The sequence below is a fragment of the Leadbettera azotonutricia ZAS-9 genome (assembly GCF_000214355.1).
In the GTDB taxonomy this organism is placed as follows: domain Bacteria; phylum Spirochaetota; class Spirochaetia; order Treponematales; family Breznakiellaceae; genus Leadbettera; species Leadbettera azotonutricia.
Genome location: NC_015577.1, coordinates 2,842,307 through 2,854,128 on the forward strand (window position 1 = coordinate 2,842,307; position 11,822 = coordinate 2,854,128).

An 11,822-nucleotide genomic window follows, 5' to 3' on the forward strand; every position below is an offset into this window, starting at 1 on the left:
ACCTCACGCCTATCCGAAAAGCTTTAAAACGTTGTTCACCGGCCCATGCAGGAAAGCCTCGAACTGGTGGCTGGCCCCCTGGACCAGATAACGCTGCAGCTTGGCCACATCCTTGATGTCGTTCCCTGAAACAGCGAACTGAATGGCGCTTCCATGTTTTACCTTGCCCCACTTAAAGAGGGCATTAATATCCATAATACGCTCGCCCTCGTAGTAGATGAATACCAGAAGATCCGGGTACTTGGCGTTATAGCTCGCGATAATGCGCTTCCATGCCTCGACGTTGCCGTTGTGGAAAAGCTCGTTGGCGACCACCACGGAGTACATAGGGGTCATCCGCACCGGGCCTTTGGTAATGGCAGGGGCGGCGGCAGTAACCGCCGGGGCCGCAATCCTGGCGCTGACTGGCTCTTCCTGCGCCCTGGGTTCAGGGGCAGCTTGAGGGCTTCTGCCCCTGGAAGCTTTTGCGGCCTTGGCAGGCTTTCCGGCTTTTGCAGCCTTGGGCTTCCTGGCCGGCCTTTCTTCCGGTTCAGCAGTTTTTTTGAGCTTTTTGGTTACAAAAGCGCCTTTAAGGATTTCTGCAGGCACTTTGACCTTGCCAGTCTCGAAAAGGGCGACGGCAAGCTCGGCGGCTTTTTCGCAGATTGCGTCAGAGGGAGCGCCCCCCTTGCCTGCGTAGATAACTATGAGTTCCCGCTTGCGTATCATGCCGAAGTTGGCAAGCTCCTCAGCCGATTTTGGATTGGCAATGAGGAGGCCCAGATCGGGGTGATGGTAAGCGGCTATAAGGTCAACAGCTTTCCATTTTTCGAATTGATCTGCCAGGGCAGGGACATCGCTCACTGTTGAAGCAAGATTGGAAGAAACCGTTTTATATCCTAGTTTGTCTACCAACAGCATGTGGAGAAGCAGGGCCCCGCGTTCACCCGAAAGGTTTTCGTCGCCCTTTTCGTAAAGGAGATCGCCAAGGTTGGTATTGCCGCCCAGGGTGCCTGCTATCTCGATAGTCTTGTTCATATGCCGCACAGCAGAGTTAAAACCCGCCCGTGAAGCAAGGACTTCAAGATTCATTGAATCTTTGCTCATATTTATTTCCACCTCCTAGAAAAAACGCCCCCGGCTCCGGGGGCGTTTCGGCAAATAATCAACCGATTATATTAACTTATACTTCTTTAAGGGCTGCGCCACTGTCCGCGGCTTTCTGCCCTCGGCGTCCAGGCTTGGCATCAACTGCTCCGCTCTTGCCTGGCTTCCGACCCCTCTTGGCAGGGGCCGCAATAGCCTTAGGCTTAGCCTCGGTCACGCTGGCAGGGCTATCAGAATTGAGCACATCCAGGTACGCGTTTTCGGCAGCAGGCTTGTCATCCGATGTGGAGGAGAAGGACTGGTTAATGTCTTCCCGTACCGTTGACCGGCGGCGGCTGAAGGATGCAAAAGCTGCATCCTGGAAGCCCTTGGATACACCATGGAGGAACTCGTTGAGCACGTTCGCCATAGCGTCGAGGGTCGCCTTCTTCCTCTTGATGGAAGTAATATCCACGTCCAAAAGAATACCCGGCTGCAGATGGTAGGGATTGATCGCGTATTCGAAGCGATAGTACTCCCTCTCCAGGAAGGAGAGGCGATCTTCCATAACCCTTCTTTCGATGGGATAAAGATAATCGTACATTTGCTTCATCTTGTTACGCATAAGGATAATCCGCTGGCGGATCCTGTCTTTTTCGTAAATGTAGGTGCGGTTGGAGCGTTCCACTTCGGTTTCACCGGCCCTGATAAAGGAAATCTCGTCCCATACCTTGGCAATGTCTTCGTACAGGGGCTCGCCGGTCTTGGATTTGATGAGTTTCTGCACCCGGGGCTTAACCTTTTTGGCCAGATCGTCAAAGTCGTTGACCTTGAAGGAAGATTTGGAATCCTGGTAGATGACTTCGAGTATGTCCCAGATGTGCTGGACTTCGGTTTCGAAGCTCTTCATCTGCACATCATAGGCTTTGCGATCTTCGTTAAGCTGGGCATTGTCGAAATAGCGGAGCTTAATCTGATAGCGCTCGTCGGGGAGGTTCGCCACATCAGTGTCCTCATATTCCCGGATGTTGACTTCACGGGCGTTCTTGAGGTTTTCGATGTACTGATAGCCCATCTTGGATGTGTCCAGAATGGAGGTAATGGAGTTGATGGCGGTATTGAAGCCCCGGTTGCGGATATTCTCGATGTCCACAATCTTCTTGATGTTTTCCCGAATATTCATCTGATCGAAACTCTCGGGGTCGATTTCGGCCCTAAGGTCATTGATCTTTTCCATAATGGTTTTGGCCACGATGGAATAACGCTTCGATTTGGGATCGTCAATCTTGTCATCAGTGAAGCTCTCGACCTGTCCGATCTTGCTGAAGAGGATCTCGCTGTCCGAGAATTCTTCGAGGCCCTGATCCACCCTTTCGTCTTTGACGCTTTCGATGGCATGGTCAATGGAATCCACAATATGCTTGCCGAGGAGATCCTTGATGAGATATTCGACAGTTACCTGGTAGTGGAAAATAGGGGAAATAAGTTCCGAGTCAAGGATGTTGACCGAGAGTTTTACATCGGAAACGGTCTTGGGCTTGGAAAGGTTGTCCTTGAATGCGCATTTCACGATGGAATAGGCGTTCTCGCCCCGGACAAAGGCACCGGTATCGGTCTTTTGACGGAGTATGCTATTGGTATGGGTTTCCAGCTCATTGACGCCCCTCTGGATATGACCCTGAAGGTGGCCGTACATGTTGACCATTGATTTTTCGATTTCACCGGTGTTGAACTTGTCGGCGCCGCCAACGGCGTCGAGGAGGTCGGCAATCTCTTTGGGGGTATACCGGGCAAGGACTTTGGTTTCTTCCTTGTCGATAAAGTTCCTCACCTTCTTCACCATCTCATCTTCACTCGTTACCATGTAACGATTGAACATGTTCTGATAATTCTGGTTGAAGTAGTTGTACAACTTCTCTTTGAGGCCGCCCATTACATCAAGGCGTTCGAGAACGTCCTTGGGCAGGCGGGCGGTTAAATGATGGATGACCTTGTTGGTCTCCTCTTCCAGAAGTTGGTTAACTTCATTCTGCTGATCCCGGTATTCCTGTGCTAATGAGTTCCGCGACCCTACGGCGCTGGGCTTCTCAGGATGGAACACGTTAGGGCTCTTGGGCAGGTCAATGGCTCCCATGTTAAGACTCCTTATAAAAGAAATTTTTTTTCTAGCTCTGTAAACATTCTACACAACACTTTCCAGTTTAGCAATAGTTAAAGGAAAATGTAAAGCCTTTTTTGCATTTTTCTTGCGATCTTGTTCCAATTCTAAAAGAAATGTGATATAATATCAAGTATGAAGGCAATCATACGAAGAAAAATTTTTATCGTTTGGACGTTCCTCGTCTTCCTTATGCCGGGCCTCCTCCATGCCGCAGACAAGCGCAGCCTCCCCCTGGACTTGTTTCTCATCGTAGACGGCTCCTCCATGCTGGCAAACGACAAAAATGACGCCATCTCCTGGCTGAGCCGGGAGTTCATCGACCGCATTTTAGTTGAGGGCGACACCCTGAATATCTGGTCTGCCGGAGACAAAGCCCGGCTCGTCTATACCGAAACTATCGGGGCCAAAAAAGACGCAGCCAAGGATACGCTTAAAACCCTTTCCACATCCGGGAAAAGTTCGGACTTTATAGGCGCCTTAAGGGAAGCCGCTGCCAAGGCGGGGCCCCAGGACGGCAAGCGCCTCAAGGTAACCCTGCTGGTCACCGGTTCTGCCGAAGCCTTTGCCCCTGCCCTCGAAGGCGCCGGCGCAAGCCTTTTGCGCTGGTCAAGGTTTGAAGAATCCTCCCGCTGGCAGGCCCTCATGGTGGCGCCGGGCATTGGGGACAAGGTACGCAGGGCGGCCGCTGCCTATATGAGCGGGGTCTAGCGTTCTTTAATGCAGGAAGAGATTTTTGAGTTCCTGAAACGCCATTCATCCCTGGTTTTAACCACCCATGAAGGGCCGGACGCTGATGGCTTGGGGGCGGAAATTGTTTTTTCCCAGATTTGCCGGGAAATGGGCAAAAAGATCCGTATTATTAATTCGGGTCCTACCCCTGAACGCTTCGTTTTTATCGATCCCAACGAAGAAATCGAAGTTTGGGACAAATTAAAAGAAGATATTCCAAAAAAATCCGCACTGGTGATTCTGGACACTTCGGATGAATACAATATAGGGAAGCTTAAGGAATTCATCCCCGAGGCGGCCGAAGTCTTTTTCATCGATCACCATGAGCCCAATTCCTTCAGCGCTCTCAAGGGCTATACGGACAGGACCGCATCCTCCGCCTGCGAACTCGTCGTGGAGATAGCCGCAGCAGCCGGGGTTAAGCTTAACCTTGTCTCTGCATCGGCAGCCTATGCGGGTATTGTCTATGATTCCGGCTCCTTCGCCTATTCAAAGACCACTATCAGGACCTTCAGGGCTTCCCTTGTCCTGGTGGAAGCCGGGGTCAATCCCTACCATATCTATCACGAACTTAACGAGAGCGCATCCACTGCTTCTCTGCTTTTGCAGAGGCAGGTGCTTTCCACTTTGCGGATTTTGAACAGGGGCCGGGTAGCGGTACAGATTATGCGGAAAGAGGATCTTGATAATTCGGGCGCCTCCTTCGAAGACGCGGAACCCTTTATCAATGTGCCTCTTAAAAGCAGGGATATCATGGTATCGGTTTTGGTGAAACAGAACCAGGAAGGCCAGGGCCGCTGTTCCCTCCGCTCCAAAGGGGAAGTGAACGTATCGAAGATAGCCCAATCCTTTGGCGGCGGCGGCCATGTTTCCGCTGCGGGGTTCAAGAGCAAGGACAGCATAGAAGACACCCTTGCCAAAGTACTGGCAAAAATTGATAGTGTTTTGGAAACTTTGGATACACAATGACACGAACCTTCCTAAAAGTTATAACCACCCTGGTTTTTGTTTTTGTCGCATTGGGAATTGGGGTTTTGGTGGTTTTTCCTTCACTCTGGAATCCCAAAAAGGCTGATGAATACAGGCAGACCAGAATAGTCATACCCCAGGCAATGATCCCCGAAACCGGGACAGAGGAAAACATAGCCGAGCGCATGGCCCGGGAAGACCAATTGACCATCAAGGCGCCCCTGGCTGACGGCGAAATCATGGCCCTGGTTTTAAACGAGGATCTTGACGGGGATCACCAGGACGAGCAGATCGTGGCCTACCGCAACCTCCTGGAAATTGAAAGCCCTATCTATCTTACCTATATTGATTATGACGAATCTCAAAGAGGATATAGGCGTGTCTGGAGCGCCCCCACTGCGGCAACGCGGCCGGGAACAATTTCTCTTTATACCCAGGATCTTGTGGGCGACCGGAGCATCTGCATACTCCTCGCGGGCATGAATGGCCTGGGCGAGCATACCCTCACCATTTTCCGGAAACCCCAGGGCGACGCCGCTCCCGACTTCACCAAAATAGCAGAGCTCAGGATAGACGGCTCCATCACGGTCCGGGAGGCTGAACGAGCCCAGGCCTACCAGCTTGGCATGTCCAGAGGCGCGAGCTTCCCCATAGTGGCCTACGGCAGGGACTATGATTCCCCCAATATCATGGATCAGGTGGAAATCACCTATGCTTATAATGCGATCAACGGCCTTTACGAACAAAGCGGCATAATTCCGGTGCCAGGCACCCAAATCGAGCAGCGCAGGGTGCGCGAGCTTTTGGGGAACCCCGGGGCTTTCGAAGATTTCATCACCGGCCTCTGGTACTATATCAGCCCCCAGGGGACCATAGATTTAAAGCAGTACATCTATTTCGATCCCTCTTCGCGGGAGATAATTTTCTACGGCGACGAGACCCAGCAGGTCTTTACCTGGCAGAATTCCAGCGCCACCCGCTACGGCCTCTATGTCGCAAGCCAGAATATTTCTGTAACTACCTTGAGGCGTTCCATAGATATAGAATTGGAAACCCTGGACAGCATCAGGGTCAAGGTTTTTGAAGATGTGCGCCTCAAAATCGTCGTTAACCCTCCCTGGGATGGTTCTTATCGCAAAGCAGGGCCCATGGAAAACCGCCCAGCCGGCCAGGCCAAAGGCAGCGCCCACATCGACGCCTCCTACGACGGCTCTATCGGCAAGATACGCTTCTCCCCTGACGGCAATTACGAACTCAACGTAGGCGGCGCCGTCAGGGCAGGCAAATACGCCTTTTTCGGCCTCGAAAACCGTGAACTCCTGGAGCTCCGTTCGGGGAGTGGGGAGCGGGAGACCTACCTTGTCGAATCCCAGGATGCGTCAGAAGAAGGCAAAAACCGCAAGGCCCTTACCCTGCTCCGCATACGTCTGGGAGCAAGGGGCATACAGGAACTGCATGAAGGGACTATCTCGCTGACACTGGCCGGGGAATGATTATTCAAATACAGGGAAGGATTCAAACCCCGCGTTTTTTAGCTGCATTATGGTTGCGCCCATGCTTGATCCCGCAGGAACCATTACAGCCCAGTATTCGCTGCCGTTTACCCGGCGGCGGGTTACCTGGGGCTGGAAACCTGCCTGCTTAAGAACATCGGCCATGGCCTGGGCGTTGGCCTCCCGTCCGAAGAGGCCGGTCTGGAGTATGCCCGGAGAACCCCCTGCCGAGATCGCGGGTTGAGGTTCGCCTCCAGAGGAGGGGGCGGTTGAAGGGGCTGCGGTCTGCGAAGATGCGGTTGCTATGGAATCGCGGCCGGGGAAAAGGAGCCATTGGGGGGTAGCGGCCTGGGCTATAGCGCCGGAGGCCATACGGGACTCGGGGCTTTGGGGGTATTCGGCCAGCAGCTTGCTTTTCCAGGAAGAAGAGCCTGAAATTTGCCAGAGGGTATAGTAGATTTCCGGCCTTTGGGCTGCATAGGCAGGATCGGCTATAAAGGGAGCCAAGGGCCGGGGATCGTTTTTTTCAAAGGCTTCAAGCTGAGCCTGGAGAAGGCGGGCCCTGGCAAGCATGCCTGGGTCCTGGTTTGAGCCAAGTATGGCGCCGACACAGGTCCCGGCTTTTTCGTATTCCCCCAAGGCGATATACATACGGCAGGCATTGAGCAGGGCTGCATCGTCCCGCCTGGATTTATCGGTGTAGGCTGCGTCATACCATGCCTGGGCGGCTTTTTCTTTATCCCCCGAGAGCTGGCTCAGCCTGGCAATGCGGACAAGGGCGTCGTGTTTTTCCATAGGGGGGGCTTTTTCAAGCTTTTCAAGTTCCGATGCCAATAAGACGCTGTTTGAAGTTGCCGGGCTCTGGGCGTCCAGAAACGGAATTGCGCCAAGAGAAAAAATGAGGATGAAGATTGGGATGAAAAAAAACGGAGTTTTGTCAGTCAATCCCATAAGGATCGTTTTCTCCCTCTACTGCAGCATGGGATTTGCCCTTCCTTCCAAAAAACCTGGCGCCTTTGTGCGGTTTTATGGGTTCTTCAACCCGGGGCCGGGATTTCTTTAGGCCGATGATAAAGGGCACAGCACAGAGCATGCCGAAGAAAAAGGCCACAAAGGCGGTGATGAAAACCGGCAGGTCTTTGGCTGTCTGGAAACCGAAGGAAACATCGCACTTATTGTCCAGGTTAAGGACTATAAATGCGAGGAAAAGCGCAAATATCAGTATAAAACCTATTAAACGTCTCATGATAACCCCTAAAAACTTCGCCTTTGGCGGAACTTCATTTATCTATCAGTCAGGGTGATTTCTTTGGCCCTGAAAGTCATCCCTTTCAAATCCGACAGAACCAGATGCCCAAAATGGCCGAGCCAGGCTGCTTTGCCAGGCACAACAGCCATTTCGTCCCTTTCTGTGCGTGTTATTAATTCATCGGCATTTTTATGCGAAATTCCCTCAATTAACACCTCGGTTTCTGCCCCTAGCCTTCCCTTGAGGAGTTCGGCGGTATGCTGCTGCTGAAGCTTTATGACCCTGGCAAGACGATTGCGCTTGACACTCTCCGGGATGCGGTTTTGGAGATCATAGGCCGCTGTCCCCTCACGGGGGTTATAGTGGTAGGTATAGGCATAGAGGAATTTTACTTCTTCCATAAGGGAGAAAGTTTCTTCCAGATCCTCCTCGGTCTCGCCGGGGAAGCCTATGAGCAAATCCGTGGAAAGGGTGAGGCCCGGCATGGCAGCCCGAAGCTCCGATACCAGCTCCAGATAGTGTTCCCGGGTATAACGGCGGTTCATAGCCTTGAGCATGGAGTTGGAACCGTGCTGAACGCAGAGGTGAAGATGCCGGCAAAACACCTTATGCCCGGCCATGACCTGAATCGCCCTGGGTGAAAGATCCTTGGGGTGGCTGGAAAGGAAGCGCACCCAGCGTATGGGGCTTCTTTCTTTTTCAAGGTATTCGGCGATAAGCTCAAGAAGCCCAGGGAAATCCAAAATGGTGCCAGGCACCCAATTGTACGAATTGACGTTCTGCCCCAGGAGGGTGATTTCTTTTACGCCTTTCTCGCCCACCATGCGGATTTCGTCCAGGATAGAGGCGGGGCTTCTCGAAATTTCCCTGCCCCGGACATAGGGCACTATGCAGTAGGAGCAGAAATTGTTGCACCCGTGCATGATGGGGATAAAAGCCCTGAACTGGCCCTCTTCAAGGTGGGAGGAGGAAAAAGCAAAATCCGGCTTTTCCCCTGTTTCTATTGCTTCGCGGTGCTGCTCCGCCGCTTCAAGTATGAGGGGAAAAAAAGAACGGGCTGAAGTGCCCATTACATAATCTATGGCGGGGAATTTTTCTTTGAGGCTGTCCCCAAGGCGCTGGGCAACGCAGCCTGCGATTACCAGGGTAAAAGAGGGCGCCCCCCCGGCACGGCGCTTTTTCTTGAGGGATTCGTAATGGGCAAGGCGGCCCATGACCCGTTGTTCGGCTGTAGCCCTGACAGTGCAGGTGTTGAGAAGCACGAGGTTCGCATCTTCAGCGGATTCAGCTTCCTCCCAGCCCCGTTCCCGGGCTGCAAGCCCCAGGGCAGCGGACTCGGCTGAATTCATCTGGCAGCCATAGGTTTCAAAAAAGTATTTCAAGGGGAGAAATTATCCTCTGCTTTTAAGGCCTTTGAGAAATTTGACGCCCTTAATGATACCCATGGCAAGGAGACCCAGGGCGGTAATTCCAAGGAGGGTTCCGGCTATGGGCTTAAGGATGGGGATGCCGAACTGGAAAACCAGTTCCAGAATCCCCGCGGCGGTGAGTATCATGCCGGGCTTTTTATCTTCCGGATCTTTTGAGAGGAGGCCGCTCACACCAAAGCCGCCAATGGCAAGTCCCATGACTATGCCCAGGAGGCGGAAACGGCCGCCTAAAATTTGCATGACCAAAAGCAAAGCGCCCCCTACGAGATTACCGATAGCGGACACGCCCTGCTTTGCCAGAACGCTTGTGGAGGTATACCCCTGCTTTTCTACATCATTCACGATTGTGCTCCCCAAATTCAGCATAGGCAAAGGCGCTATGATTATGGATACTCTCAAAATTCTCCGCCTCTACCGAAAAGCGCGGAAACTGATTGAGGCCCTTTATATCAATATACACATCCCTGACCAAATCTTCAACAAATTTCGGATTGTCATAGGCCTGTTCGGTGATAAATTTTTCATCTTCCCGTTTGAGCAGGGAATACACCGGACTTGAAGCGGCTTTTTCCACCAGGGCGATGATGTCCTCTATCCAGAAGAAGGGCCCGAGCTCAAGCTCCACTGTGACTATGCCCCGCTGGTTATGGGCGCCCCGGTCGGAAATAGCCTTGGAACAGGGGCAGACCGTGGTCACCGGCACTGAAACCGCAACGGTAAAGTGCTTCCCCTTCCTGGAACTATTGCCGGAATCCTGGCGGTTTACCCAACCCTGATACCGGCACTGGTAGCTCATAATCCCGGGCAGCCCGGATATAGGGGCTTTTTTTTCTATAAAATAAGGAAAATTGAGGGACCCAAAGGCGGATTCAGCCTCAAGCTCTTTCCGTATGGCATTAAGCATGTCCAAAAACCGGGGCATTGAAAGATCCTCCCGGTACTGGTGGAAAATTTCGATAAAGCGACTCATGTGGGTACCTTTGAAATGCCGGGGAAGGTCGGCGTAAAGATCCACCTTGGCCGAGGTATGCTGAATTTTATTCTCCCTGTCCAATACAGTGATAGGATATTCGAGGCCCTTGATGCCGACTTTGGCCAGGGGCACGTCCCGGTGATCCGCCTGGTTTTGCACATCCGGGATGGTTTTAAGATCTTTCACTTTGAAGCGGCCTCGACTACATTCAGCATGAGCATGGCGATAGTCATGGGCCCTACCCCGCCGGGCACAGGGGTAATCCAGCCCGCTGTTTCACAGGCAGACTCAAAATCCACATCCCCCCTGAGGCGGAAGCCGCTCTTCTTTGCGGCATCGGCCACCCGGTTCACCCCAACGTCGATGACCGCCGCGCCGGGCTTTATCATATTCCCCTTTACGAGGCCCGGCGACCCTGCGGCGGCTATGAGTATGTCCGCTTGTCTAGTATAAATTGAAAAATCCGGGGTGCCTGTGTGGCAGATAGTCACGGTAGCGTTTATGCCCTTTTGGATGAGGAGGTTTGCAAGGGGCTTCCCCACAATACTGGAACGCCCAAGTATCACCGCATGAGCCCCGGAGGTTTTGATTTTCATCTCTTTCAGCAGGAAAACAACGCCATTGGGGGTACAGGGGATAAAGCCCTTCTTCCCCAAAACCAGGTTCCCCACAGAGACCGGATGAAATCCGTCCACATCCTTGGCCGGATCTATGGCAGTGATGATCCTGTCGCTGTCGATATGACGAGGCAGGGGAAGCTGCACCAGAATACCGTGGACTTTGGGGTCTGCATTGAGGGTACTTATCAGCGAGAGGAGTTCAGCTTCTGACACAGATTCGCTTAAACGCAGGTCCCGGCTTTCCATGCCTGCTTCGGCAAGGGCTTTTTCCTTTCCTGTTACATAGGAGAGGCTTGCGGGATCTTCGCCCGCCAGTATTACTGCGAGGCAGGGGATTATCCCTTTTCTTTTAAGCTCATCCGCCCTGATGCGGGCATCTTCCCTGACTTTTTCGGCAATAGCCTTGCCGTCAATTATCTCTGCCATTGGATTCTCCCTGTTCCCGGGGTATAACGATCATGAATCGTCCCTGTTCTGCGGAAATGCCGAAATTGCCATCCAGGGCAACATTGCTGATGCCAAAGCTGCCCCGATTCCAGGGGAGGCTGTTGAGGGGCCACTTAAGGCCGCTGCTCGAAGCTGCCCAGGGGCCTTCCCCAAGGGGAAAGACCGAAACCAGGCTTGCGGGTTCAAGCTTTAATGAAATTTCAAACTTTTTCAACACGCCGCCTGATCCGCCTTTTACAGCTTCTATAGCGTAAATATCTTCCCCTCTGGTAATCCAGCGATCCGGACAAAGCTCCCGCTCAAAAAGGGAACGCAGGGCAAGGAGATGGTCAAGCCGTCCTCCCCCTCCGCCAACAAGCCAGGTTTCATCGCAGCCCTTTTCCCAAAGCAGGTTCAGGGCCAGCTCCGTATCGGTATAGTCCTTGTCCCGGGGGAAGCGGCGTATAATCCCGGGGGGATACTTTGCAAGCCGGCCCAGGTCGTCAAGGGAATCCATGTCCCCAATGATCCAGCCAGGCTTGATGCCCGCATCCTCTGCGGCAATAAGACCCGAATCGGCAGCAGCGATAATGTCCGCCCCCTGAACCAGGCTGCAGCACAAATCAAGCCCAGGCCCTTCGCCGCCGATAAAAGCTATACCCCGCACCGCCCCTCCCTTTCATGGAATGCCCTATTATAGTATAGTG

Annotated in this window: 12 protein-coding genes; 3 read left to right on the forward strand and 9 right to left on the reverse strand. The window is 52.8% G+C overall.

Features of this window, described 5'->3' with window-relative positions:
• Positions 1 to 9 precede the first annotated feature (9 nt).
• On the reverse strand, positions 10 to 1,086 hold the full coding sequence (locus tag TREAZ_RS12460; RefSeq protein WP_015712230.1) for a hypothetical protein: 1,077 nt from the start codon (positions 1,084 to 1,086) through the stop codon (positions 10 to 12).
• A 76-nt stretch (positions 1,087 to 1,162) separates the two neighbouring features.
• On the reverse strand, positions 1,163 to 3,199 hold the full coding sequence (cfpA, locus tag TREAZ_RS12465; RefSeq protein ID WP_015712231.1) for a cytoplasmic filament protein CfpA: 2,037 nt from the start codon (positions 3,197 to 3,199) through the stop codon (positions 1,163 to 1,165).
• Positions 3,200 to 3,358: 159 nt separating this feature from the next.
• Here cfpA and TREAZ_RS12470 point away from each other — a divergent pair, with 159 nt between their 5' ends.
• From TREAZ_RS12470 to TREAZ_RS12480, 3 genes are read left to right on the forward strand one after another with little or no spacing between them, the layout of a single operon-like run.
• The gene (locus TREAZ_RS12470; protein WP_043923086.1) at positions 3,359 to 3,934 is read left to right on the forward strand and encodes a vWA domain-containing protein; all 576 of its coding nucleotides are present in this window, start codon (positions 3,359 to 3,361) and stop codon (positions 3,932 to 3,934) included.
• 9 nt (positions 3,935 to 3,943) lie between these two features.
• Positions 3,944 to 4,924, forward strand: a complete 981-nt coding sequence (locus TREAZ_RS12475) for a DHH family phosphoesterase (protein ID WP_015712233.1) — start codon at positions 3,944 to 3,946, stop codon at positions 4,922 to 4,924.
• Positions 4,921 to 6,417 carry a pallilysin-related adhesin gene (locus TREAZ_RS12480; protein ID WP_015712234.1) on the forward strand — a complete coding sequence of 499 codons (1,497 nt, stop codon included), beginning with the start codon at positions 4,921 to 4,923 and terminating at the stop codon, positions 6,415 to 6,417. Before TREAZ_RS12475 ends, TREAZ_RS12480 begins: the two co-directional genes overlap by 4 nt.
• Here the strand turns inward: TREAZ_RS12480 and TREAZ_RS12485 are convergent, their stop codons facing one another.
• From TREAZ_RS12485 to TREAZ_RS12515, 7 genes are read right to left on the reverse strand one after another with little or no spacing between them, the layout of a single operon-like run.
• Positions 6,418 to 7,368 (reverse strand): SPOR domain-containing protein, encoded by a 951-nt coding sequence (locus TREAZ_RS12485; RefSeq protein WP_015712235.1) that lies wholly within the window; start codon positions 7,366 to 7,368, stop codon positions 6,418 to 6,420.
• Positions 7,355 to 7,663, reverse strand: a complete 309-nt coding sequence (locus TREAZ_RS17475) for a hypothetical protein (RefSeq protein WP_015712236.1) — start codon at positions 7,661 to 7,663, stop codon at positions 7,355 to 7,357. The genes TREAZ_RS12485 and TREAZ_RS17475 overlap by 14 nt, the downstream gene beginning before the upstream one ends.
• 38 nt (positions 7,664 to 7,701) lie before the next feature.
• On the reverse strand, positions 7,702 to 9,048 hold the full coding sequence (gene miaB, locus TREAZ_RS12495) for a tRNA (N6-isopentenyl adenosine(37)-C2)-methylthiotransferase MiaB (RefSeq protein ID WP_015712237.1): 1,347 nt from the start codon (positions 9,046 to 9,048) through the stop codon (positions 7,702 to 7,704).
• Between the two features lie 9 nt (positions 9,049 to 9,057).
• The gene (locus tag TREAZ_RS12500; RefSeq protein WP_015712238.1) at positions 9,058 to 9,438 is read right to left on the reverse strand and encodes a hypothetical protein; all 381 of its coding nucleotides are present in this window, start codon (positions 9,436 to 9,438) and stop codon (positions 9,058 to 9,060) included.
• Positions 9,431 to 10,255 carry a GTP cyclohydrolase FolE2 gene (gene folE2 / locus TREAZ_RS12505; RefSeq protein WP_015712239.1) on the reverse strand — a complete coding sequence of 275 codons (825 nt, stop codon included), beginning with the start codon at positions 10,253 to 10,255 and terminating at the stop codon, positions 9,431 to 9,433. Before folE2 ends, TREAZ_RS12500 begins: the two co-directional genes overlap by 8 nt.
• Entirely contained in the window at positions 10,252 to 11,115 is an 864-nt protein-coding gene (locus TREAZ_RS12510) for a bifunctional 5,10-methylenetetrahydrofolate dehydrogenase/5,10-methenyltetrahydrofolate cyclohydrolase (RefSeq protein WP_015712240.1), read from the reverse strand. The genes folE2 and TREAZ_RS12510 overlap by 4 nt, the downstream gene beginning before the upstream one ends.
• A complete protein-coding gene (locus TREAZ_RS12515) occupies positions 11,099 to 11,782 on the reverse strand; it encodes a thiamine diphosphokinase (protein WP_015712241.1) in 684 nt (227 codons plus the stop codon). The genes TREAZ_RS12510 and TREAZ_RS12515 overlap by 17 nt, the downstream gene beginning before the upstream one ends.
• Positions 11,783 to 11,822: the final 40 nt, after the last annotated feature.

Bases quoted from the DNA above. Each gene is read 5' to 3' on its own strand.
- TREAZ_RS12485 (WP_015712235.1), bottom strand. From the start codon at position 7,368: ATGGGATTGACTGACAAAACTCCGTTTTTTTTCATCCCAATCTTCATC.
- TREAZ_RS12510 (WP_015712240.1), bottom strand. From the start codon at position 11,115: ATGGCAGAGATAATTGACGGCAAGGCTATTGCCGAAAAAGTCAGGGAA.
- cfpA (WP_015712231.1), bottom strand. From the start codon at position 3,199: ATGGGAGCCATTGACCTGCCCAAGAGCCCTAACGTGTTCCATCCTGAG.
- TREAZ_RS12475 (WP_015712233.1), top strand. From the start codon at position 3,944: ATGCAGGAAGAGATTTTTGAGTTCCTGAAACGCCATTCATCCCTGGTT.
- TREAZ_RS12460 (WP_015712230.1), bottom strand. From the start codon at position 1,086: ATGAGCAAAGATTCAATGAATCTTGAAGTCCTTGCTTCACGGGCGGGT.
- TREAZ_RS17475 (WP_015712236.1), bottom strand. From the start codon at position 7,663: ATGAGACGTTTAATAGGTTTTATACTGATATTTGCGCTTTTCCTCGCA.
- TREAZ_RS12480 (WP_015712234.1), top strand. From the start codon at position 4,921: ATGACACGAACCTTCCTAAAAGTTATAACCACCCTGGTTTTTGTTTTT.
- TREAZ_RS12470 (WP_043923086.1), top strand. From the start codon at position 3,359: ATGAAGGCAATCATACGAAGAAAAATTTTTATCGTTTGGACGTTCCTC.